Raw genomic sequence first — 21649 nt, forward strand, 5'->3', positions numbered from 1 at the left:
CTTCAGGCACGCTTGCCGCCGTGCAGCGGAACCACCTTGGAGGCGGGCGAGTAGTTCAGCAAGCTGGAGATGCCGTCCGCCGTCTCGCGCACCCGCCGCACCATCTCTTCCATGCGGACTTCCTCGATGTGGCCCGAGGTGATGGTGGCACCCAGCGCAGCCACGATATGGCCGCTGTGGTCGCGCACCGGCGCTGCGATGGTGGAGATGTTCGATTCGAAGAAGCCTTCGCTCAGCACGTAGCCGCGCTCGCGGTCGCTCTGGACCATCTCGAACAACTCGTCGACGGTCTTGGGCGTGCTCGGCGAGAAGGTTTCGAGCTTGCCTTCCGGGTACAGCGCGCGCAACTGCACGAGGCTCAGGTCTTCGAGCAGGATGCGGCCGAGCACCGTCGCATGCGCTGGCAGGCGTGTGCCGACGGTGACCGAGCTGGCAAAAGGCGTGGGCGGCGCGACCTTCGCGACATAGACGATGGAGCGGCCGTCGCGCACCACCAGGTTGCAAGGCGTGCGCAGCTCTTCGCACAGGCGCTGCAACAGCGGCGTGCCGAGTTGCGTCAGCTCCAGTGAAGCCAGGTATTCGAAGCCCAGGCGCAGCACGGCGAGGCCGAGGCGGTAGTCACGGCCGCCTTCGGTACGCTCCAGGAAGCCCATGCTCTCCAGGGTCGTCAGCAGACGAAACACCGTCGAGCGCGGCAGCTCGAAGCGGCGCGCCAGTTCGGGCGCTGACAGCGTGCGGTTCTCGCGGCTGAATTCGCACAGCACGCGCAGCCCACGCTCCAGTGCCGGAACGTTGTAGCGGTCCGCGCCCTCTTCGATCACTTCATTGCCAGGGGTGGTCATGTGTCTGCTTCCCGTTGTTTGTTGCTTGTTGCTTGTTGTTGATTGCTTGTGGATCGACGTCGATTCAGACCGACAGCACGTCGCGCAGCATTGCGGCGACGGTCGCGGGCTGTTCGACATAGCTTGCGTGTCCGGCACCTGCGATCAGTTCGAGCGCAACCCCGCACTGGCGCGCAACGTCTTCGCATGCAGCGGGCGTGGTGACGACGTCGAGCGCGCCGCAAGCCACGCGCACCGGCATCGCGGGTGGCAGATCGGCCAGCAAGTCGCCGCCGCACAGCAGCTCGACCGCTTGCCGGTAGCCGTGGTCATTGAGACGCGCCATGTTCCAGCGGACCCACTGCCGCGCGAGTTCGCTGGCGTTTTCAGAAACGAGGCGCCCCGAACGCTGCGCCGCCATGCCGGCGATGCCGAGCTTTGCGAGCGTGTCGAGTCGCTCCGTGTGAACGCGCTGACGGGCATCGGCGCGCGCCGGCGCTCCATATCCGGCAGCCGGGCTGATGAGAACGAGCCGATCGATGCGAGACGCCATCGGCGAATCCGCACGCGCTGCCGAAGCAGCCGTCAGCGCACCCAGCGAATGCCCCACCAGCACGCAGGAATCGATCTCCAGCGCATCCAGCAATGCATGCAGGCGCTGCGCGTAGTCGGCCGCAGTCGGAACGAGAGCATCCACCGGCGTCGATTCCCCGTACCCCGGTGCGTCCCACGCAACCAAGCGCGCATGCGGCGCCAACAGCAGCGCCGTATCGAGCCAGGACGCCGCACCCGAGCCAATGCCGTGCAGACAAACCAGCGCAGGCCCCCGGCCGCACTCCCGCACAGAAATGACGCCGCCATTCACCGACACATTCCGCGCCGGAAACCGCGCGTTCAACCGGGCGACTTCGGAGGACGGCAAGCTCTGCATATCAGTGGCGGAATCGTTGTTCATAGGGGTCTTGTTCCAGAAATACCGCGGAACCGGCTCTGCCGGGCCGCCGGTATTGCCCCCGGCGAGGGGGTAGGCGGCCACACGAAGTGGGCAAGCCTGGGGGAGTGCCTACCTCTTGATCTTTGCGAGGGGGTGATCGGCCGGATAGGTCGGCGTCACAGGCTTCTTCGCGCCCAGCATCACGCACATCAGCGCATCCTCATCGCCGATGTTGATCTCCTCGCGATAAACGCCAGGCGGAACCGAGATCAGGTCACGGTCGGTCATGATGGTTTCGAAGCGCTCGCCATCCTTCTCGATGACCACCTTGAGCTTGCCGCGGATGAGGAAGAAGACTTCTTCCACATCGGTGTGCAAATGCGGCGGGCCTTCATGGCCGGCCGGGATCACCATGGTCGAGAAGGTGAAGTTCTCGGCCGGCACGGTGTTCATGTCAGCGGCGACGCCGGTACCGCCGGTGCCCACGTAGCGCATCTGCGCGCGGCGGAACTTGGGGTCCAGGTCGGCCTGGAACTTGAGAGCATCCCAGTCGTACTTGCGGGTCGAATAGCGCGCGATGCGGGTGTTCATCCACGCTTCGAGACTCGCGCCTTCGGGCTGCGCCCAGCTTGGCGCTTCATCGATGTTCTTTTGTTCGGACAGATCGCTCATGGGTTCTCCTTGGTCGAAAAATGGGTTCGAAAAAATCAATGCATCACGAAGCCGCCGTTGACGGCGAGCAACTGGCCGGTCACGAAGCGCGAAAGGCCCGAGAGCGCAAACAGCACCGCGCCGCAGACGTCGACCGCCTGCTGTTCGCGCGGAATGGCGCGGCCTTCGAGGTATTTCTGGTGGCGCGCCATGGGCACGTATTCGGTCGCTTCGACGAGCGTGAGGCCGGGCGCCACGGCATTGACCGTGATGCCGTCGCCGCCCCACTCGCGCGAAAGCGAACGCGTCATCGAAATGACCGCGCCTTTGCTGGACGCATAGGCCAGCAGGTTGGGCGCGCCCCACAGCGCGGTGTCAGACGCGAGATTGACGATCGCGCCACGGCCGCTCTTGGCGAGCGCAGGCTGGCAGGCGCGGCTCACGAGCCAGGTGCCGCGCACGTTGACGTTCATCACGCGGTCCCACATGTCGATTTCGAGGGCATGCGCGTCGCGGCCGCCCGAGTTGGTAATGGCGGCGTTGTTGACCAGTCCATCGAGCCCGCCGAGCAGCCGGGCGGCTTCGGCGCCGCCCTTTTCGATCGAAGCCGGGTCGGACAGGTCGATCGCGAGCGCGTGCGCCGTGAAGCCGGCCTCGCGCATGGCGTGCGCCTCGGTCTCGGCCAGGTCCGACAGGATGTCGGCCAGCACGACGCTCGCGCCGGATTTCGCGATGCACTTCGCAAAGGCCAGCCCCAGTCCGCGGGCGGCGCCGGTCACGAGCACGCGGCGGCCGGCGAGCAGATTGGCGGGCAGTTCGGCAAGCAGCGCCTGCAGGCTGGCGGGGTCGGCGGTGGTGTTCACTGAGGTCATGGCGTCGTTTCCGGTGTCAGTCGGCCTGAATGCCCAATTCCTTGATGATCCGGCCGAAGCGCTCGAAGTCCGCGGCGTTGGTCTTGGCGAGCACGTCCGGCGAGCCGCCCAGCGGCACCGCGCCCAGCGTTGCCATGCGCGACGCGACGTCCGGCATCTTCAGGATTTCGTTGAAGTGGGCATTGAGCATCTTCACGGTCTCCGGCTGCATGCCCTTGGGTCCGAAGAGGCCGTGCCACGCCGTCACTTCAACGCCCTTGACGCCCAGTTCCTGGAAAGTCGGCACGTTGGGCGCGAGCGGCGAGCGCTTTTGGTCTGCGACCGCAAGCACCACCATCTTGCCGTTCGGCAGGTAGGGCTCGACCGGGCCGAGCGTGATGTAGGTCAGCGGCACGTGGCCGCCAAGCACGTCGTTGACGGCCGGCGCGACGCCGCGATACGGCACGTGGCGAATGTCCGTGCCGGTCGCCTTGTTGACCATCTCGCCCAGGATGTGCATGGGCGAGCCGCTGCCCGGGCTCGCGAAGGTCAACGGCTGCGCCTTGGCGGCGACCGCAACGTCCTTGAAGGACTTGATGCCGGACGCGGAACTCGCGACGAGTGCGAGCGGCAAGGTGCCGGTCTCGATGATCGGCGTGAAGCCGTTCAGCACGTCATAACCGGCCGAACCGTTGGTCTTGAGCACCAGTTGGGCGATCGAGAAGGTGCTCGGCGCCAGCAGCAAGGTGTAGCCGTCGGCAGACGCCTTGGAGACGTAGTTGCTGCCGATGACGCCACTTGCGCCCGGGCGGTTGTCGACCACCACCGGCTGGCCGATGCGTGTGGAGAGCTTTTCAGCGAAGAGCCGGGCCAGCGCATCGGTATCGCCGCCGGCCGGATAGGCCACCACGATCGTCACAGGCTTGCTCGGAAAGGCTTGCGCCCACGTGGGGCCTGCGCAAACGGCGCTTGCGAGAGACAGGGCAAGAGCGAGGGCTTGGCGGCGAGTCTGCTTCGTCATGGTGGTTGCGATCCGTGCAAGGGTGGAATCGAGGTTCGGATTCTGGCTGGTTCGTTCCACTAATTAAACACTGGTTTATTAATGGAACGATCTATGAAGAATATTCGCAAACTTGTCATCAAAGATAGGTACAAACCCTAGTCTTTTGTAAGCACACGCCGTACGACTTCAGTGCTCCTTCAGTGCGCGGCTCCGGGGCGCTCAACACCCACCACGCTGAACGGCGCCTGACTCCGACGCCCGGGACATACCCCGACGCCGCGGACGGCCGTTCGACAGCTTCGCTCCCTACGATGAGGACACCCGCACCCGCGGCCCTGGCCATCACCTGGAGACGCACCATGACCACTGCCACCCTTGCCCCCAGCCAAACGGCGCCGCCGCGAAGCACCTCCAAGCTCGGCGCCGTGCTGCGCGTGACGAGTGGCAATTTCCTCGAGCAGTTCGACTTCTTTCTCTTCGGCTTCTACGCGACCTACATCTCGAAGGCCTTCTTTCCCGCGAGCAGCGATTTCGCCTCGTTGATGCTGACCTTCGCGGTGTTCGGCGCAGGCTTCCTGATGCGTCCGCTGGGCGCGATCGTGCTCGGTGCCTATATCGATGAAGTGGGTCGCCGCAAGGGCCTGATCGTGACGCTCGGAATCATGGCGAGCGGCACCGTACTGATCGCTTTCGTGCCGGGCTACGCAAGCATCGGCGTCATTGCACCGTTGCTCGTGCTGCTGGGCCGTCTGCTGCAGGGCTTCTCGGCGGGCGCCGAGCTGGGTGGCGTGTCGGTCTATCTGTCGGAGATGGCGACGCCCGGGCACAAGGGCTTCTACACCTCTTGGCAATCGGCGAGCCAGCAAGTCGCGATCGTGCTCGCCGCTGCGCTCGGCTTCGCACTCAACGAAATGCTCGACCCGGCCGCGCTCGCAGCCTGGGGATGGCGCATTCCGTTCTTCGTCGGCTGCATGATCATCCCGTGCATCTTCGTGCTGCGTCGCTCGCTGCAGGAGACCGAAGCCTTCCAGGCGCGCAAGCACCATCCGACCACGCGCGAGGTGTTCCAGTCGATGGCGCGCAATTGGCGCATCGTCCTTGCCGGCATGCTGCTGGTGGCGATGACCACCACGACCTTCTACCTGATCACGGTCTACACGCCGACTTTCGGCAAGACCGTGCTGCACCTGAGCGCGCGAGACAGCCTGATCGTCACACTGCTGGTGGCCATGACCAACTTCATCTGGCTTCCGATAGGCGGTGCGATTTCGGACCGCATCGGCCGCAAGCCCCTGCTGCTGGCCGTGACGATCCTCGCCATCGTGAGCGCCTATCCGGCCATGCACTGGCTCGCGGCGGCGCCGAGCTTCGGCCGCATGCTCGACGTGCTGCTGTGGTTCTCGTTCCTGTTCGGCATGTACAACGGCGCCATGGTCGTGGCGCTGACCGAAGTGATGCCGGTCGAAGTGCGCGTCGTCGGCTTCTCGCTGGCCTACAGTCTCGCAACCGCCGTGTTCGGCGGCTTCACACCGGCGATCTCGACTTGGCTGATCGAGACTACCGGCGACAAGGCGGCGCCGGCCTACTGGCTGAGCGTGGCAGCCGTGTGCGGACTGGGCGCCACCCTGGCGCTCTATCGCAAGGGTCGCCAGCCCGCAGTGGCATAGCCGGCCTCAGCGCCCCCAGCGCAGGACCAGCGCGTCGAGGCGGCGCGCAGTCTCGATCAAGAGCGACCGGCTCGCAGGATGGATCGCAGGGAACGGATGGCGCGGCGCCTCGCAGGCGATCACGCCGCCTTCCTTCATCAGCGACTTGGCCGCGAGAAGGCCGCACTGCCGGTTTTCGAGGTTGATGAGCGGCAGCCACCGCTCGTATGCGGCAATGGCTTCGTCGCGCCGACCCGCGCGATAGGCATCGAGGATCGGGCGAATGCCGTCCGGAAAGCCGCCGCCGGTCATCGAACCGGTCGCACCCGCTTCGAGGTCCGGCAGCAGCGTGATGGCTTCTTCGCCGTCCCACGGTCCTTCGATCGCATCGCCGCCGAGGCGGATCAGTTCTCGCAGCTTGGCCGCGGCGCCCGCCGTTTCGATCTTGAAGTACGCCACATGCTCGATCTCCTTGGCCATGCGCGCGAGGAAGGCGGCCGACAACGGCGTGCCGGCGGCGGGAGCGTCCTGGATCATGATCGGGATGCCCACCGCGTCCGACAACTGCGCATAGAACTCGTGGGCCTGCGGCTCGGAGACGCGGAAGGTGGCACCGTGATAGGGCGGCATTACCATCAGCATCGCGGCCCCCATGTCCTGCGCGCGGCGGCTGCGTTCGGCGCAGACTTTGGTGCTGAAATGCGTAGTGGTGACGATCACCGGAACGCGGCCGGCGACGTGTTCGAGGATCGTGCGCGTGAGCACCTCGCGTTCATCGTCGGACAGCAAGAACTGCTCTGAAAAATTGGCCAGGATGCACAGCCCTTCGGAGCCGGCGTCGATCATGAAATCGATGCAGCGCTTCTGGCTGGCGATATCGAGATTGCCTTGCTCATCGAATGTGGTCGGCACCACCGGAAAAAGGCCCTGGTAACGAGCGGTCTTGGTGGGTGTCTTGGAAGTTGTGGAGGTTGCGGTCATGTCGTGCTTTCAGATGAATGGGTCGTGAGGAATCGCGAGCGCCCTGCCCTCACGTCCAGCCTCCGTCGACGATGAAATCCTGCGCGGTACACATTGCGCTCTCGTCCGCGACGAGAAAAAGCGCCATGCTGGCGATGTGATCGGCCATGAGCGGCTTGTCGATGCACTGGCCCCGCGCGATGTCCACACGTGCCTGGTCGTCCACCCACATGCGCAGTTGCTTGTCGGTCATGACCCAACCCGGCACCAGTGTGTTGACGCGGATGTTGAATGCACCGAGATCCCGCGCCAGGCTGCGCGTCAGCCCCTGCACCGCTGCCTTGGAGGTGGTGTAGACCGGCATGCCGCCCTGCTTGAGCTTCCAGCTGATCGAGCCGAAATTCACGATCGATCCGCCGCCAGCCGCGCGCATGTCGTCCATCACGTTGCGTGCCGCAAAGAACTGGTGCTTGAGGTTCACGCCGACGCCGGCGTCCCACGACTCCGGCGTGGTGTCCTCGATGCGGTGGCGGCGATCGTTGGCGGCATTGTTCAGCAGCCCGGTGATGGGGCCGAAGCGCTGGCGTACCGACGCAATGGCGGCCTCGAGCGCCGCGATGTCGGTCAGGTCCGCCGCGACGAACAACGGCGGATGGCGCGCGCCGGCGAGCGTTTGCGCCAGCGTGGCTCCGGCGGAAGCATCGATATCGATGAAGCCGACCTTCGCGCCTTGCGCGACGAAGCGTTCGACGAGGCAGGCACCGATGCCCGTGGCACCGCCGGTGATGAGGACTGTTCTGTCGACAAGGCTGGGATATTGAGCAAAGGCAGTCATGGCGGGAGCAAGTGACGGCAGCGGGCGCCGTTCGGCAGCTCTCAAGTGGATGAGGCGCGAATTATGTCGTCACCGCACGCCCGCCGCATCAAGGTTTGCCAGCGGTGGGAGACGCGTTCGAGTTGTGCATCGGCTGCTGGGCAGCCGGTGACGACGAAGCGGGCTCGACCGGCTTTTCTTTCCAGATCAGCACCAGAACAATGCCGCCGACTATAAATATGGCCAGCAGCACTGCCATCAGTCGGAAGGGGCGCTTTGGTGTCGTGTCATTCTGTGTGGCCATTGGATGACTCCGCTCGGAAGATGTCATCCAACGCTAGGGCGCGATCCGGACTGGCGATGTCAGACGGCGACCCTGCCGGATGCGGCTGAAAAGCCATCCCGCGGCAGAATCGCGGAATGAGCACCACCCTCCCCGTGGCCGTGGTTTCGGCCTTCGCACCCACCGGCGCGCTGCGCGCCTCGATCAATCTCGGCAATCCCATCCTCGCGAACCGGGATGTCGCCACCGGAGAGCCGGTTGGCGTGTCGATCGATCTGGCCCATGAATTCGCACGGCGGCTCGGCGTTTCCGCGGAACTCGTCGTCTCCGAAAAGGCCGCCGCCTCGGTTGACGCGGTGCGCAACGAACAGGCGGACATCGGCTTCTTCGCGATCGACCCATTGCGCAGCGAAGGCATGCAGTTCACCGCGCCGTATGTGCTGATCGAAGGCAGCTACCTGGTCGCGGAGGCGTCGCCCGTCACGCGCAACGAGGAGGTGGACCGCGATACACACCGCATCGCCGTCGGCACAGGCAGCGCGTACGACCTCTTTCTGACGCGCGAGATCAAGCAGGCGCAGATCGTGCGCGTGCAAGGCGCCAAGGGAGTCATGGAAAGTCTTCATGCAGGCCAGGCCGATGTTGCCGCGGGCATCCGGCAAGTGCTCGAAACGGAAGCGGCACGTGTCGGAGGTCTTCGCCTGCTACCTGGCCGGTTCATGGTGATCCAGCAGGCGATGGGGACGCCCGCTTCGCGCGGCGCCGAGGCCGGCGCGGCGCTCGCGGCGTTTGTTGAAGAGATGAAGGCCAGCGGATTCGTGGCCGAGGCGCTCGCGCGGCATCGTATCCAGGGCGCGAGCGTCGCGCCGGCCGGCCGAGGCGCCTAGAAACAGGTTTGGCCCGGCTACAACCCGAGCTCTGCCATCAGCCGTGAAGCCGGCCAGCGCTCCTTGCGCTCCGGCCATGCTTCGAGCAGTTCGACCATCTTTGCGTTGCGAGACGCGTTTGACTTGTTCGAAGCGGCGAGCCGCACGACCTCGCCGCACAGCGCATCGATTTCCGTGCGGCGGCCCAGCGCCAGATCGTCCGCCATGCTCGAACGCGCCTTCGCGTCGATGCGCAACATGCGGGCTGCGACGATGCGAAAAAGCGGTGTCGGCAGCCGCAGGATGCCCGGCAGCTTGGCCGCAGGGACAGCGGCCAACTGCGCCGGTTGAATGCCGGCCCTCGCGAGTTCGGCGAGCGCTTCATCCATCAGCGCGGCGAGGCAGCGGCGATAACCCCGCTGAAGCAACTCTTCGCGCAGAGGGAGCCCGGACAAGGCGTTGATCGGATTGTTCAGGTTGAGCAGCAGCTTGCCCCACTGGATCGGCAGGAGATTGGCGTGCAGATCGATCGGAACGCCGGCTTGCTCGAACACCGCAACCCAGCGTCGAAGCGCCAGGTCGTCCTTGGCAGCGAGCCGGCCCACGGTTCCGCGATGGAATTCGCCCGGTCCGATTTGCGCGACGTTGTAGGGCACCATCGCCGGCAGGATGTTGAGTGAAGGCGCAGCCTCCAATGCCACGGCCGCGTTCGAGATGCCGTTCTGCAGGGAAAGCACTGTGGTGTTCACCGGAAGCCGCGTGGCAAGTTCGGCCGCGGCGTCTGCGGTCGCGCCGCTTTTCACTGTCAGCAGCACCAGCCCCGGACGAATGCCGGGCGGTACCGCCTCGGCAAGCTGGATCATGTCCGGCGAGACGTGGCGGCTGGCGCCATCCAGATCCGTCAGCGTGATGCCGCGTGACGCCAGCGCGCCCAGCACCCGGGGGCGCCCAACCAATGCGACGCGCACGCCGGCTGCCGCCAAACTGCCCCCGATGAAACACCCGATGGTGCCGGCCCCCATCACGAGGACATCGACGGGCAGTTCGTCGCCCTTCATCCCTTCGCTTGCAGGCGTTCGGCGACCCAGGCTTGCACCGATTTGAGCGCCGCGGGCACGCCGGCCGCATCGGTGCCGCCGGCCATCGCCATGTCGGGTTTGCCGCCGCCCTTGCCGCCAACCTGTTGGGCGACAAAGTTGACCAGCTCGCCGGCCTTGACCTTGGCCATGGCGTCGGCCGTGACGCCGGCAGCGATCTGCACCTTGGAACCGTCGACCGCTGCGAGCACGATGGCCGCCGACTTGAGCTTGTCCTTGAGCTTGTCCATGGTGTCGCGCAGCGTCTTGGCGTCGGCGCCGTCGAGCTTTGCCGCAAGCACCTTGACGCCATTGACATCGACCGCCTGCGCCAGGAGCTCGTCGCCCTTCGACGAAGCCAGCTTGCCTTTGAGCGAGCCCACTTCGCGCTCCAGCGCGCGCACCTGTTCGAGCACCTGCGCCAGACGCGCCTGCAGCTCCGAGGCCGGCGCCTTCAGCGTCGCCGCCGCACTGTGAACCGTGGATTCGAGCTGCTGCAGGTAGGCCAGCGCATTGGCACCGGTCACCGCTTCGATGCGCCGAACGCCGGCAGCCACGCCGCCTTCGCTCACGATCTTGAAGACACCGATGTCACCCGTGCGCGAAACGTGCGTGCCGCCGCAAAGCTCGCGGCTGCTGCCGATGTCGAGCACGCGAACGGTTTCGCCGTACTTCTCGCCGAAGAGCATCACGGCGCCGGTCTTCTGAGCCGACTCCATGTCCATCACGCGCGCCTGCGTGGCCTCGTTGGCGAGGATTTCAGCGTTCACGCGCCGTTCGATCTCGACGATCTGCTCGGCCGTCACGGGCGCGTTGTGCGCAAAGTCGAAGCGCGTCTTGTCGGCATCGACCAGCGAGCCCTTCTGCTGCACATGGCCGCCGAGCACTTCACGCAGTGCCTTGTGCATCAAGTGGGTGACGCTGTGATTGCGCATGGTGGCAGCACGGCGCTCGGTGTCGACGCGCGCCGTGACCTTGTCGCCGATCTTGAGCGTGCCCTGCGTCTGCGCGCCGTGGTGGCCGTAGACGTCCGCCTTGATCTTCTGGGTGTCGTCGACCCCGAACTGCACGCCCTCGGCGACGATCACGCCCTGGTCGCCCACCTGGCCGCCGCTCTCGGAATAGAAAGGCGTGGTGTCGAGCACGACGATGCCCGGCTGGCCCTCGTTCAGCTGCTGGACCGGTGCGCCTTCGAAGTACAAGGCGACGACGGTCGCCTTCTCTTCGAGATGCTCGTAGCCGGTGAAGGCATTGGCCGCGCCGCTGTAGTCGACGGCGCGCTCCATCTTGAACTTGCCCGCCGCGCGGCCTGCCGCCTTCTGCTTTTCCATGGCGGCATTGAAGCCCGCCTCATCGACCGCCACGCCGCGTTCGCGGCACACGTCGGCCGAAAGATCGAGCGGAAAGCCGTAGGTGTCGTGCAGCTTGAACGCTACTTCGCCCGGCAGAACCTTGGCGTTGTCCGCCAAGGCCGCGTCGAGGATTTCCATGCCGTTGGCGAGCGTCTCGAAGAAGCGCTCTTCCTCGGCCTTCAGGGTGTCTGTGATGCGCGTTTCGTCCGCGCGCAGCTTGGGATAGGCATCGCCCATCAGCGCGACCAGATCCGGCACCAGCTTGTGGAAGAAAGGCTTCTTCTGGCCGAGCTTGTAGCCGTGGCGAATGGCACGGCGAACGATGCGGCGCTGCACGTAGCCCCGCCCTTCGTTCGACGGAATCACGCCGTCCGCCACCAGGAAAGCAGTGGCGCGAATATGGTCGGCAATCACGCGCAAGCTCTTGTTGCCGAGGTCTTTTTCGCCGGTCTCGCGCGATGCGGCCTTGATGAGCGCATCGAACAGATCGATTTCGTAGTTGCTATGAACGTGCTGCAGGATCGCGGCGAGCCGTTCGAGCCCCATGCCGGTGTCGACGCAGGGCGCGGGCAGCGGGATGACGCTGCCGTCCGGCTGCATGTCGAACTGCATGAACACGTTGTTCCAGATCTCGATGTAGCGGTCGCCGTCTTCATCGGGGCTGCCGGGCGGGCCGCCTGCGATTCCGGGGCCGTGGTCGTAGAAGATCTCGCTGCACGGGCCGCAGGGGCCGGTGTCCGCCATCATCCAGAAGTTGTCGGACATATAGCGGCCGCCCTTGTTGTCGCCGATGCGCACGACGCGCTCGGGCGGCAGGCCGATGTCCTTGGTCCAGATGTCGTAGGCCTCGTCGTCTTCGATATAGACGGTGGCCCAGAGCTTCTCGGCCGGCAGCTTGTAGACCTGGGTGAGCAGCTCGAATGCCCATTTGAGCGACTCGCGCTTGAAGTAGTCGCCGAAGCTCCAGTTGCCCAGCATCTCGAAGAAGGTGTGATGCCGGGCGGTGTAGCCGACGTTCTCGAGGTCGTTGTGCTTGCCGCCGGCTCGGAGGCAGGCCTGGACGGATGCGGCGCGCACATAGGGGCGCTTGTCGCTGCCGAGGAACACGTCCTTGAACTGCACCATGCCGGAGTTGGTGAACATCAGGGTCGGATCGTTGCCCGGCACCAGCGAACTGGAAGGCACCACGGTGTGGCCCTTGGTCGCGAAGAAATCGAGGAACGACTTGCGGATGTCGGCGACGCTGAAGGTGGGCTGGCTCATCTTGAATTTGGCTTTTTGCTAAGGCGGCCGGTTGCGGGCAGCCCCTGCATCGAACCCACCTAACTGCTTGATCTGCTTGAACATTCGATTATAGGTTTGGGCATGAAATCGCCAGCGTGTGCGCGCAGGATCTCGACCGCTCTCTTGAACTGGAGCGTCTTGACCGCGCCGTCCAGTTCCGCGAAGCGTTCCGCCCCTAGCGCGGCACGCAGCGACGGGCCCACCTCCTCGAAGCAGGTCATGGCCGCGAAGTCCTGACTTTCCAGGGTGTCGGTCAGCCGCGCGAGTCCTTCCGGGTCGACTGGCGGTGCGTCCGTGACATCGGCTTCGTCGGGTCCGTCGACTTCGTCCGCTTCTGCCGACTCGAGATAGGGCCGCGCGGATGCATCGACCCTCCGCAGCGCAGCTCCCAAGTCGCGAAGCGCCTGCTCGGCCCGATCGGCGTCACCGGACTTCAACGCCGCCTCGCCCGCACTGGCCGATTGGCGCACGCGGTCGATGCCGATCAGCCCGGCGCTGCCCTGCAGCTTGTGCAGCCGCGCGGCCAACGCCTCCGCCTGGCCGGCCGGCAGCGCGATCGTCTCGCCCGCCAAGTCCCGGAACTCGCCCAGCAGGCCGCGCAAGACGCTGAGAAAAAGCGCCCGGTCACCGCCCAGGCGGCGAAAAGCATCCGCCGCATCGACGCCTTCGATCGCGGGCCAATCCGAGGGCAGTGGGGCCGCGACCGCCGTTGCTCGCGTCGCCGGTGCAGAAGCGGCATTGCCCCACCCTGCGCAACGACGCACCGTGCGCACCAAGGCGTCGACATCGAAGGGTTTGGTCACAAAGTCATTCATGCCGGCTTCCAGCACACGCTCTCTCTCCGCGATGAGCGCACTCGCCGTCAGCGCAATCACCGGCAGCGCATGCAGGCCGAGTTCGCCGCGAATCAGCCGCGTGGCCTCGTTGCCATCGAGGATCGGCATGTGGACGTCCATCAGCACCGCATCGAATCCGTGCGGCTCGATGCGCAGCCGCTCGACCGCCTCGCGACCGTCCGATGCAACGCCGATGCGAGCGCCTTCGCGTTCGAGGATGTGCTGGCATACCTCCAGGTTGACCGGACTGTCGTCCACGATCAGGATGCGCATTCCTGAAAGCCGCTGCCCCTGCAGGCCGCCGCCCGATGCAGCTGGCGCCATGGCGTCTTCACTCACGACGTCCAGCGGCAGGACCACCCAGAACGTGCTTCCACTTCCCGGCATGCTCTCCACGCCGAACTCGCCGCCCATCAGTTCGGTGAGTTGCTTGACGATCGACAAGCCGAGCCCCGTGCCGCCGAAGCGCCGTGTCGTCGATGTGTCGGCCTGCGTGAAAGGCATGAAGAGCCGGTCGAGAACCTCGGGCTCGATACCGATGCCTGTGTCCGTGACGGCAAGCCGCAGGCGCACTCGGTCCGGCACTCCGTCCTGCAATCCTTCTTGCACGCTCGCGGAAAGCCGCACCGTCCCCTTGGCGGTGAACTTGACGGCGTTGCTCAGCAGGTTGACGAGAATCTGCCGGATGCGCGTGACGTCGCCATGCAGGCATGCCGGCAGATCGGGTTCCCCATTCAGCTGCAGCGCGATCCCCTTGCTGGCGGCGCCCATCGTCGTCATGGCGATCACGTCTTCGAGCAGTCCGCGCAAGCCGAAGTCGGACTGGTCCAGCACCATCTCGCCGGCTTCGATCTTCGAGATGTCCAGGATGTCGTTGATGACGCCCAGCAGCGCATTGCCCGCGGTGTCGATCTTCTGCAGGAAATCGCGCTGCCGATCGTCCAGTTCCGTCTGCCGCAGCAGGTACGCCAATCCGATGACGGTATTGAGCGGCGAGCGGATTTCATGGCTCATGTTCGCCAGGAACTCGCTCTTCGCCTTGCTCGCCGACTCCGCCTGCGCGCTGCGCTCGTTCAGCGCCAGATTCAGTCGCTCCAATTGCTCCTGCGCCTCGCGCATGTCAGTGACATCCACGGCGACGGTAATGAAGCCCTGCACGACGCCTTGATCGTCGCGGTCTGGCACGAAATGCAGCCAGTAGTGCAGGAGCGAGCCATCAGCCACCGTGCGCGTGCGCATCACGCGCTGGTCCTTTCCGGCAAGTGCCGAGCGCACATAGGGCTCGTTGATGCGGGAGATTTCCGGCCCGAGCAATTCGGTCCACGTCATGCCGATCATCTGCCTCGCCGTGTGCCCCATCCATCGCAGATGCGCACTGTTGGCGAAGGTACAGCGCAGGTCGCGCGTCCAGTAGGCGACGACACCAGGGATGTTGTCGGTCACGATGCGCATGAAGCGCTCGTTGTTGCGCACTCTTTCTTCGGCGGCCTTGCGCTGGGAGAGATCGGTCGCGATGGCGATGAAGCCGATCACCGTGCCGGCGGCATCCCGCAGCGGGCTCACGTTCAGATGCACAAGGACGCGGGTGCGGTCCTTGCGCACATAGGTCCACTCCCTCGGCTGTGCGCGGCCCGTGCCCGCTGCCGGCGCGAACACCTCGCACACTTCCAGCGGACGGCCCAGTTCGGTGGTGAGCGCAACGGAGCGTCCATGGATTTCGATCGCGTCATGGAAGCTGTTCATCTCCATGCGATCGACCACCTCGGCAGCCGAATAGCCCAGCAGTGCCTCCGCGGCGGGGTTGAACAGCGTCACCATGCCCTTGACGTCGGTTGCGATGATCGCGCTGGCCGCGCCTTCGAGGATCGCGCGCTCGCGCGTCGACAGCGCCACCAGCTGCGCGGTGCGTTCGAGCACCTGCTGTTCGAGCGTCGCATTGAGTTCGAGGATGTGCGCCTTGCTCGCCTTCTCGTGCGTGATGTCGCGCACCGTTTCGGCCGCGCCCACGACGTGGCCTCGCGCCGAGCGGATCGGCGCCGCCGCGACAGAGACCGCCACGGGGGAGCCGTCACGGTGGCGCCGGAAGGTCTCGAACGCGGCAACCGACTTGCCTTCCGCCATATGGCGCAGCAGCGTCTCTTCTTCTCCGACATGATCGGGCGGCAGCAGCAGCGCCTGTATGGGTTTGCCCAGGGCTTCCTCGATGCTGTAGCCGAAGATCTTGCTGGCGGCGGCGTTCCAGTCGGTGATCGTGCCGTCGAGGCGCAGCCCGATGACAGCGTCGTTCGAACTGGTCACGATGGCCGCGAGCCGTGACTGCTGCACGCCGGCGAGCGCGCTGCGGCGCCGGTTCAACTGCTCGATGAAAGACACGAGCGCCAGAAGCAGCGCCAGCATCGCGCCGATCAGGAAGACAGCCAAGGGACTGCGCAGGTTCAGTGCCGTGACGAACGGCGGTTGCGCGCTCACCTCCACCATCCACGTTCTGCCATAAAGCTGCAGCGGGAGCGCGCGCTTGAGCGCTTCGGGCTGCGCACCGATCCGCCCCGGCGACATGAAGAAGCGCTCGGGCGTGGCGCCGGGCGTCGCGTCGACCAAGGTCATCGCGAATTCGCCGTCCTGGTAATCGAACCCCTTCAACACTTCATTGATCAGCAGCGGCGAGTAGACCCAGCCGATCACGTCATCCGGTCCTCCGCGCGCGGCGGCGGAACGGCGCTGGCGCTGCTGGAGCCTTCCAAGTTGCGCATCGGCGCGATAGACCGGCAGCAGCAGTGCGACCGAGCGCTCCACACGAGGCGCATTCGGCGCCTGCACCAATGTGATCGGCGCGGTCAGCGTCATCTCGCCGCTGCGCATGGCACCCTCTGCCGCTGCGCGCCGGTGCGGCTCGGACGCGATGTCGAGTCCGATTGCGGGGCTCGATGCATCGAGAGGTTCGAGATACTGGATGACGAAGCGCTCGCCATCGTTCGTGCCCAACTGCCGGATCTGGAAATCGGGCTTGCCGTCCAGGCGCGCGGCGGCGACGAATGCAGCTTCCTGGGCGACGGGCACACGGCGGATGAATCCGAAGCCGCCCGAACCGGGAAATTCCCGCCCCAGGTCGCGCGAGGCTATGGACTGCGCAAAGCGCAGCCGGGCAATGCCGGTCTCGCCGCCCGCCGCAATGACGGCACCGCGCACACCCAGCAGGCCGGTCTCATAGGCATGCATGCGCGAACTCACCTGCTCGACGGCACGGCGCGAGAGCGCATCGAAGCGCTCCTGCGACAGTGTTTCGTTGTAGTTGGCCTGCCACAGCGCGGCGCCCCCTGCCCCGCAAAGGCCGACGACAAGCCAGATCAGCGATCGAGCGGAGTGGCGAAGGCCCACAGCGAGGCTCAGTCCGCCTCGGCGCCTGGCTCTGGCGCGGCCGCCGGCGCCTGCAAAGCGGCTTGTGCGCGCCCTGCGCTTGCCGCCGCTGCGAGCGCAGCGCCGGCTGCGGCCGCCAGCGCTTCTCCGGGGGCCGCACCTGCCGCGGAGAGCGCGCCTCGGGCAGCAGCGTCGAGGCATGCCGCGCCTGCACTGCAGGTCACATGCCGCGACACCGCGGAGCCCTGGTGGCTGATGTCCAGCACTTCCACCGCGCGCAGGACGCGGTTGGCGACGTGCAGCGCATCCTTGGCCGATGTATCGGGAAGAACCAGCGCGAATCGTTCGCGATCGAGCTTCATCGCGAAGTCGCCGGGACGGCGCACGCTGCGTCGCAATGCGTCGCCGATCGCGGCGAGACAAGCGTCCGCCGCCTTGCGGTCGTACAGGGCCTCGAAGGACTGGAAGAAATCGGCTTCGAACAGCACCAGCGCGATGTCCTTCCCGGCCTCTTCCGCGCGGGCGATCTCGCGTGCCATGGTCTCCGCAAAGGCACGCTCGTTGGGCAATCCCGTGAGCGCATCGACGCGCGAAAGACGGCGCAAGTCGTCTGAAAGCCGCTTCAGCTTGAGCTGCGTGTTCACGCGCGCGAGCACCTGCTGGGCGTTGAAAGGCTTGCGGATGAAATCGACGGCGCCCATTTCCAGGACGGCGACTTCGAGCGCCGATTCCTGGTGGCTGCTCACGAAGATCACGGGCACATCGGCGAGCGAAGGATCGGCCTTCAGGGCCTCGCAGACTTGAAGGCCGCTCATGTCGCCCATCTGCGCGTCCAGCAGGATCAGATCGGGCCGTGCCTGCTTGCTGAGCAACAGCGCATCGGTACCGCAGGTCGCGAACCGGACGGTCGTGTAATCCGAAAGTATCCGACTCAAAACCTGGATGACGGAAGGATCGTCATCGACGAGAAGCAAGCTCGCTTCGACAGGAAGTTTCTTCATCGCTGAATTCTGCCGCAACCTGCAAGCAGAGGTTACTTCGGTGCGTGCAAGGGTATGTCCCAAGCCGGTCAAAAGGCAACGAATTCATATGATGATCGGGCAACTCGCGCACCGCCCGGTGCGCGGGTATGCGCGGCGTTGTGATGCCCGTGGCCGGTACCGCGCAACCAGGCCCAGATCCGATACAACAGGAGACGGCAATGACTTTACGCTTTGGCATGGTGGCCGCGGCTGCGGCATTGGTTGCAACTTCCGCGCTCGCGGCCGGCCCTTCGGTCGTCAGCGGGCCTGGCGAGAACCCGGCGTGCTTCAAACCATGGGACGCCAACACGAAGTACTTCCAGTGGCCCGCCAAGAAAGGGCCGTATCGGATCGCTCTTGCGAACGGCTTCGTCGGCAACACCTGGCGCATCCAGATGATCAAGATGGCAAAGGCCTACGCGGCGACGCCGGAGATGAAATCGCAGATCAAGGAATTCAAGATCGTCTCGACCGGCACGGACGTGGCCGCACAGATCGCTGCGATCGACAACTTCATCAACTCGGGCTACGACGCCATCGTGACGATCGCGGTCAATCCAACGGCTTTCGCGCCAGTCATCAAGCGCGCCAACGCGGCGGGCGTTGTGGTCGTGCCTTTCGACAACGTGCTCGACAGCGATCAGGTCATGATGGTCAACGAAGACCAGCTCGCGATCGGCCAGCAATCCGGAGAATGGCTGGTAAAGAACATCCCGAGCAAGAGCGGCAAGCTGCTTGAAGTGCGCGGCGTGCCGGGCAATTCGGTGGACCGTGACCGCCACCTCGGGTTCCGCAAGGTGGTGGAGGCGCCCGGCAACAAGTTCGAGGTCGTCGAGGTGGTCGGCAACTGGGACGACGGCACCGCCCAGAAGGCCGTGGCGGATGCCGTGGCAGTCCACAAGAACTTCGACGGGATGTTCGTGCAGGGCGGATCGACCGGCGCGGTGCGCGCGCTGATCGACGCGAAGCACAAGATGATTCCGGTCGCTGGCGAGGCCGAGAACGGCTTCCGCAAGCTGTGCGTGGAGCACGCCAAGGAAGGCCTGCTCTGCGCCTCGCTCGGGCAGTCCCCGGGCCTGGTCGCTATTTCGATGAAGGCGGCTGTGGCAGCGCTGCAAGGCAAGGTGATGCCGCAGATGATCTCGGTGCCGATCCCGGTGGCGACGCACCCGAATTTCAAGGCCGGCCAGAACTACTTCCCCGACCTGACGGACAACTTCTTCACCACCAACGACTTCCCGCCTTGCGATGTGAACCTGAAGGCGACCGACATCATGTCCAAGGACGAGAAGAACAACTGATTCCGCCTTGGAACCGATCCTTCGCCTGATCGACGTCTCGAAGCGCTACGGCGGCGTGCGAGCGCTGGAGCACGCGAGTTTTTCCTGCGCGCCGGGGCGCATTCATGCGGTGCTCGGCGAAAACGGCGCGGGCAAGTCGACGCTGATCAAGATGATGGCGGGCGTGGTGCGGCCCGACGAAGGCCGCATCGTGCTGGAGGGCGTGGAGCGCCGTTTCGCGCATCCGCAAGAAGCGGTCTCGGCGGGCATCGCGTGCATCTTCCAGGAGCTGTCGTTGATGCCCGACCTGAGCGTGGCCGACAACATCTGCATCACCAACCCACCGCGGCGGCTCGGCCTCATCGACCGCGCCGCGCAACGGCGCATTGCCGAAGCGGCGCTGGCGCGTGCCGGGGCCGAGGACATTCATCCACTCGCGCCGGTCGAGAGCCTGACCTTGTCGCGGCGGCAGATGGTGGAGATCTCGAAGGCGCTGGCTCGCGACCCGAAGATCCTGATCCTCGACGAAGCGACTTCAGCGCTGACCGCGGCCGACGTCCGGCGCGTGTTCACGCTGCTCAAGCGGCTGCGCAGCGAGGGACTGGCGATCGTCTATATCTCGCACCGCATGAACGAGATCACCGAGCTGGCGGACGATTGCTCGGTGTTTCGCAACGGCAGCCACGTCGCGACCTTCGAGGCCGGCACGCGCAGCAATGCCGAGACGATCGAGATGATGATCGGCCGGGACATCGAGCATGCGTTCCCGCCCAAACCGCCGCCGCGCGCAGTGACCGCGACCGGTCCCCCGGCGCTGGAAACACGCGGCCTTTCGTGGAGTTCGAAGCTGCACGACATCGACCTCAAGGTCTGGCCTGGCGAGATCGTCGGGCTCGGTGGGCTGGACGGCCAAGGCCAGCGCGAACTCTTTCTCGCGCTCTTCGGCGTGCTTCGCGGAGTGAGCGGTGAAGTCCTGCTCGACGGCAAGCCGGTTCGGGTGCGTGACCCGCGCCAAGCCAAGAGCCGGGAGCTGGGCTTGGCGCTGGTGCCGGAAGACCGCAAGACCGATGGGCTCATGCTGCCCATGTCGGTCAATGACAACCTGAGCCTTGCTGCGCTCGATCGGCTCAGCCGCGTCGGCGTGCTGCTGCCGGCGGAAGAAGACAAGGCCGTTTCGGGCATGGTGCGGCGCCTGTCGATCAAGGTGGCCGAGACGGGCGACGCCGTCGGCAATCTGTCCGGTGGCAACCAGCAGAAGGTGGTGATCGGCAAATGGCTGATCAACTCCCCGCGCATCCTGCTGCTGAGCGATCCGACCCGTGGCATCGACGTCGGCACGAAGCAGGAGATGTACGCGCTGATTCGCAATCTCGCCGATGAGGGCGCGGCGGTGGTGCTCTATTCGACCGACTACGCCGAGCTGATCGGCTGCTGCGATCGGGTCGCCGTGTTCTTCGACGGCCGCATCGTGCGTTGGCTGGCGGGTGCCGAGCTGACCGAACGGGCGCTGGTGTCGAGCGCCCTCAACCTCGAAACGGCGGCGGCATGATGCGTCCTGACTGGCACTTTCATCTGCGCGAACACCGCGCCACCTTCGCGACGATGGCGATGTTCGTCGTGATCTTTGCGCTGTACATCACCAAGCATCCGGTCGGCTGGAATGCGGCGGTCCTGACCACGGCGGCAAACAAGGGCGTGCTGCTCGCCATCGTCGCAATGGCGCAGACACTGCCGGTGCTCACCGCGGGCATCGATCTCTCGGTCGGAATGGTGTTCGTTCTTGCCAACTGCCTGGCGTCGCATCTCGTGATCGGGACGCCGCTGCAGGCGGGGATGGGCATCGTGGCGGTGCTGGCGAGCGGCGCGCTGTGCGGCTTCATCAACGGCGTCATCATCGTGTACGGGCGCTTGCAGCCGATCATCACGACGCTGGCCACGGGCATCGTGTACTTCGGGCTTGCGCTGGGCCTGCGTCCGGTGCCCGGCGGCGACGTGCAAGCCGACCTCGCCGACGCACTGACCGGCGCATTGCCGGGCGGTATCCCCACCATGCTGGTCGTGCTCGTGGGTGTCGTGTTGTTGATATGGGTGCCTTATCGGCACTCGGCCACTGGCCGCGCAGCCATGGCGATCGGATCGTCGGAGAACGCAAGCTACATGTCGGGCGTGGCGATCGGCCGCACGAAGATCGTCACCTACACGCTCGCGAGCCTTCTGGCGGCGATCGGTGGGCTGCTGCTGACCTTCGTGACCTATTCGGGAGAAGCGTCTTCGGCCATCGGCGGCGTCTATACGCTGAACTCGATCGCGGCCGTCGTCATTGGCGGCACGGTGCTTTCAGGGGGTGCGGGCAGCGCCATCGGCTCGATCTTCGGCGCCTTCGTGCTCCGCACCATCGGCGATCTTCTGTTCGTCTTCGACCTCGAGCCGCTCTGGCAGCCGCTCTTCCAGGGTGTCATCCTGCTGACGGCCGTGAGCTTCGGATCGATTCGCCTGCTCAAGATCAACAACCGGCTCGATCTCTTCAAATAGCCATGAAACACCCCCAGGCTTGCCCACTTCGTGTGGCCGCACACCCCCTTGCAGGGGGCAATACCAGCGGCCCGGCAAAGCCGG

17 protein-coding genes are annotated in these 21649 nt (G+C 65.5%); 5 read left to right on the forward strand and 12 right to left on the reverse strand.

All coding sequences use genetic code 11. From position 1 onward, the window contains the following. Positions 1-2: 2 nt before the first annotated feature. The 5 genes from AC1DSF_RS04140 to AC1DSF_RS04160 form a co-directional block, all read right to left on the reverse strand. Positions 3-842 (reverse strand): IclR family transcriptional regulator, encoded by an 840-nt coding sequence (locus AC1DSF_RS04140; RefSeq protein WP_478123612.1) that lies wholly within the window; start codon positions 840-842, stop codon positions 3-5. A gap of 64 nt (positions 843-906) precedes the next feature. After that, entirely contained in the window at positions 907-1776 is an 870-nt protein-coding gene (locus AC1DSF_RS04145; RefSeq protein ID WP_478182356.1) for an alpha/beta fold hydrolase, read from the reverse strand. Positions 1777-1884: 108 nt separating this feature from the next. Further along, complete coding sequence (locus tag AC1DSF_RS04150; RefSeq protein WP_478123614.1) at positions 1885-2427, reverse strand: cupin domain-containing protein; 543 nt, start codon at positions 2425-2427, stop codon at positions 1885-1887. Positions 2428-2462: 35 nt separating this feature from the next. Continuing rightward, positions 2463-3278 carry an SDR family oxidoreductase gene (locus tag AC1DSF_RS04155; protein WP_478123615.1) on the reverse strand — a complete coding sequence of 272 codons (816 nt, stop codon included), beginning with the start codon at positions 3276-3278 and terminating at the stop codon, positions 2463-2465. Between the two features lie 16 nt (positions 3279-3294). Further along, positions 3295-4278 (reverse strand): Bug family tripartite tricarboxylate transporter substrate binding protein, encoded by a 984-nt coding sequence (locus AC1DSF_RS04160; protein WP_478123616.1) that lies wholly within the window; start codon positions 4276-4278, stop codon positions 3295-3297. Positions 4279-4619: 341 nt separating this feature from the next. Between AC1DSF_RS04160 and tcuC the strand changes: the two genes are divergently transcribed. Then, positions 4620-5927, forward strand: a complete 1308-nt coding sequence (gene tcuC, locus AC1DSF_RS04165) for a tricarballylate/proton symporter TcuC (RefSeq protein ID WP_478123617.1) — start codon at positions 4620-4622, stop codon at positions 5925-5927. Positions 5928-5933: 6 nt separating this feature from the next. Here tcuC and AC1DSF_RS04170 read toward each other — a convergent pair whose 3' ends face one another. The 3 genes from AC1DSF_RS04170 to AC1DSF_RS04180 form a co-directional block, all read right to left on the reverse strand. Then, positions 5934-6887: a dihydrodipicolinate synthase family protein gene (locus AC1DSF_RS04170; RefSeq protein WP_478123618.1), complete on the reverse strand. Its 954-nt coding sequence runs from the start codon at positions 6885-6887 to the stop codon at positions 5934-5936. A gap of 49 nt (positions 6888-6936) precedes the next feature. Next, a complete protein-coding gene (locus AC1DSF_RS04175; protein WP_478123619.1) occupies positions 6937-7701 on the reverse strand; it encodes an SDR family NAD(P)-dependent oxidoreductase in 765 nt (254 codons plus the stop codon). A gap of 88 nt (positions 7702-7789) precedes the next feature. Beyond that, complete coding sequence (locus AC1DSF_RS04180; protein WP_478123620.1) at positions 7790-7984, reverse strand: hypothetical protein; 195 nt, start codon at positions 7982-7984, stop codon at positions 7790-7792. 116 nt (positions 7985-8100) lie between these two features. Between AC1DSF_RS04180 and AC1DSF_RS04185 the strand changes: the two genes are divergently transcribed. Then, a complete protein-coding gene (locus tag AC1DSF_RS04185) occupies positions 8101-8850 on the forward strand; it encodes a transporter substrate-binding domain-containing protein (protein ID WP_478123621.1) in 750 nt (249 codons plus the stop codon). A gap of 17 nt (positions 8851-8867) precedes the next feature. Here AC1DSF_RS04185 and AC1DSF_RS04190 read toward each other — a convergent pair whose 3' ends face one another. Genes AC1DSF_RS04190 through AC1DSF_RS04205 form a run of 4 tightly spaced genes read right to left on the reverse strand, consistent with a single transcriptional unit; the run spans position 8868 to position 17732 of the window. Continuing rightward, positions 8868-9887 carry a 2-dehydropantoate 2-reductase gene (locus AC1DSF_RS04190; RefSeq protein ID WP_478123622.1) on the reverse strand — a complete coding sequence of 340 codons (1020 nt, stop codon included), beginning with the start codon at positions 9885-9887 and terminating at the stop codon, positions 8868-8870. Next, the gene (gene alaS, locus AC1DSF_RS04195; protein ID WP_478123623.1) at positions 9884-12520 is read right to left on the reverse strand and encodes an alanine--tRNA ligase; all 2637 of its coding nucleotides are present in this window, start codon (positions 12518-12520) and stop codon (positions 9884-9886) included. Before alaS ends, AC1DSF_RS04190 begins: the two co-directional genes overlap by 4 nt. Positions 12521-12579: 59 nt before the next feature. Next, positions 12580-16752, reverse strand: coding sequence for a CHASE domain-containing hybrid sensor histidine kinase/response regulator (locus AC1DSF_RS04200; RefSeq protein ID WP_478182357.1), 4173 nt, complete (start codon positions 16750-16752; stop codon positions 12580-12582). Positions 16753-16760: 8 nt separating this feature from the next. Further along, the gene (locus AC1DSF_RS04205) at positions 16761-17732 is read right to left on the reverse strand and encodes a diguanylate cyclase domain-containing protein (RefSeq protein WP_478182358.1); all 972 of its coding nucleotides are present in this window, start codon (positions 17730-17732) and stop codon (positions 16761-16763) included. Between the two features lie 200 nt (positions 17733-17932). Between AC1DSF_RS04205 and AC1DSF_RS04210 the strand changes: the two genes are divergently transcribed. Genes AC1DSF_RS04210 through AC1DSF_RS04220 form a run of 3 tightly spaced genes read left to right on the forward strand, consistent with a single transcriptional unit; the run spans position 17933 to position 21565 of the window. Then, positions 17933-19054, forward strand: coding sequence for a sugar ABC transporter substrate-binding protein (locus tag AC1DSF_RS04210; RefSeq protein WP_478123626.1), 1122 nt, complete (start codon positions 17933-17935; stop codon positions 19052-19054). 7 nt (positions 19055-19061) lie between these two features. Beyond that, a complete protein-coding gene (locus AC1DSF_RS04215; protein ID WP_478123627.1) occupies positions 19062-20582 on the forward strand; it encodes a sugar ABC transporter ATP-binding protein in 1521 nt (506 codons plus the stop codon). Next, entirely contained in the window at positions 20579-21565 is a 987-nt protein-coding gene (locus AC1DSF_RS04220; RefSeq protein ID WP_478123628.1) for an ABC transporter permease, read from the forward strand. Before AC1DSF_RS04215 ends, AC1DSF_RS04220 begins: the two co-directional genes overlap by 4 nt. Positions 21566-21649 lie beyond the last annotated feature (84 nt).

This window comes from Variovorax sp. 01N429 (genome assembly GCF_056399425.1).

Excerpts from the sequence above, each read along its gene's own strand:
- AC1DSF_RS04140 (WP_478123612.1), bottom strand. The coding sequence starts at position 842 with ATGACCACCCCTGGCAATGAAGTGATCGAAGAGGGCGCGGACCGCTAC.
- AC1DSF_RS04145 (WP_478182356.1), bottom strand. The coding sequence starts at position 1,776 with ATGAACAACGATTCCGCCACTGATATGCAGAGCTTGCCGTCCTCCGAA.
- AC1DSF_RS04150 (WP_478123614.1), bottom strand. The coding sequence starts at position 2,427 with ATGAGCGATCTGTCCGAACAAAAGAACATCGATGAAGCGCCAAGCTGG.
- AC1DSF_RS04155 (WP_478123615.1), bottom strand. The coding sequence starts at position 3,278 with ATGACCTCAGTGAACACCACCGCCGACCCCGCCAGCCTGCAGGCGCTG.
- AC1DSF_RS04160 (WP_478123616.1), bottom strand. The coding sequence starts at position 4,278 with ATGACGAAGCAGACTCGCCGCCAAGCCCTCGCTCTTGCCCTGTCTCTC.
- tcuC (WP_478123617.1), top strand. The coding sequence starts at position 4,620 with ATGACCACTGCCACCCTTGCCCCCAGCCAAACGGCGCCGCCGCGAAGC.
- AC1DSF_RS04170 (WP_478123618.1), bottom strand. The coding sequence starts at position 6,887 with ATGACCGCAACCTCCACAACTTCCAAGACACCCACCAAGACCGCTCGT.
- AC1DSF_RS04175 (WP_478123619.1), bottom strand. The coding sequence starts at position 7,701 with ATGACTGCCTTTGCTCAATATCCCAGCCTTGTCGACAGAACAGTCCTC.
- AC1DSF_RS04180 (WP_478123620.1), bottom strand. The coding sequence starts at position 7,984 with ATGGCCACACAGAATGACACGACACCAAAGCGCCCCTTCCGACTGATG.
- AC1DSF_RS04185 (WP_478123621.1), top strand. The coding sequence starts at position 8,101 with ATGAGCACCACCCTCCCCGTGGCCGTGGTTTCGGCCTTCGCACCCACC.
- AC1DSF_RS04190 (WP_478123622.1), bottom strand. The coding sequence starts at position 9,887 with ATGAAGGGCGACGAACTGCCCGTCGATGTCCTCGTGATGGGGGCCGGC.
- alaS (WP_478123623.1), bottom strand. The coding sequence starts at position 12,520 with ATGAGCCAGCCCACCTTCAGCGTCGCCGACATCCGCAAGTCGTTCCTC.
- AC1DSF_RS04205 (WP_478182358.1), bottom strand. The coding sequence starts at position 17,732 with ATGAAGAAACTTCCTGTCGAAGCGAGCTTGCTTCTCGTCGATGACGAT.
- AC1DSF_RS04210 (WP_478123626.1), top strand. The coding sequence starts at position 17,933 with ATGACTTTACGCTTTGGCATGGTGGCCGCGGCTGCGGCATTGGTTGCA.
- AC1DSF_RS04220 (WP_478123628.1), top strand. The coding sequence starts at position 20,579 with ATGATGCGTCCTGACTGGCACTTTCATCTGCGCGAACACCGCGCCACC.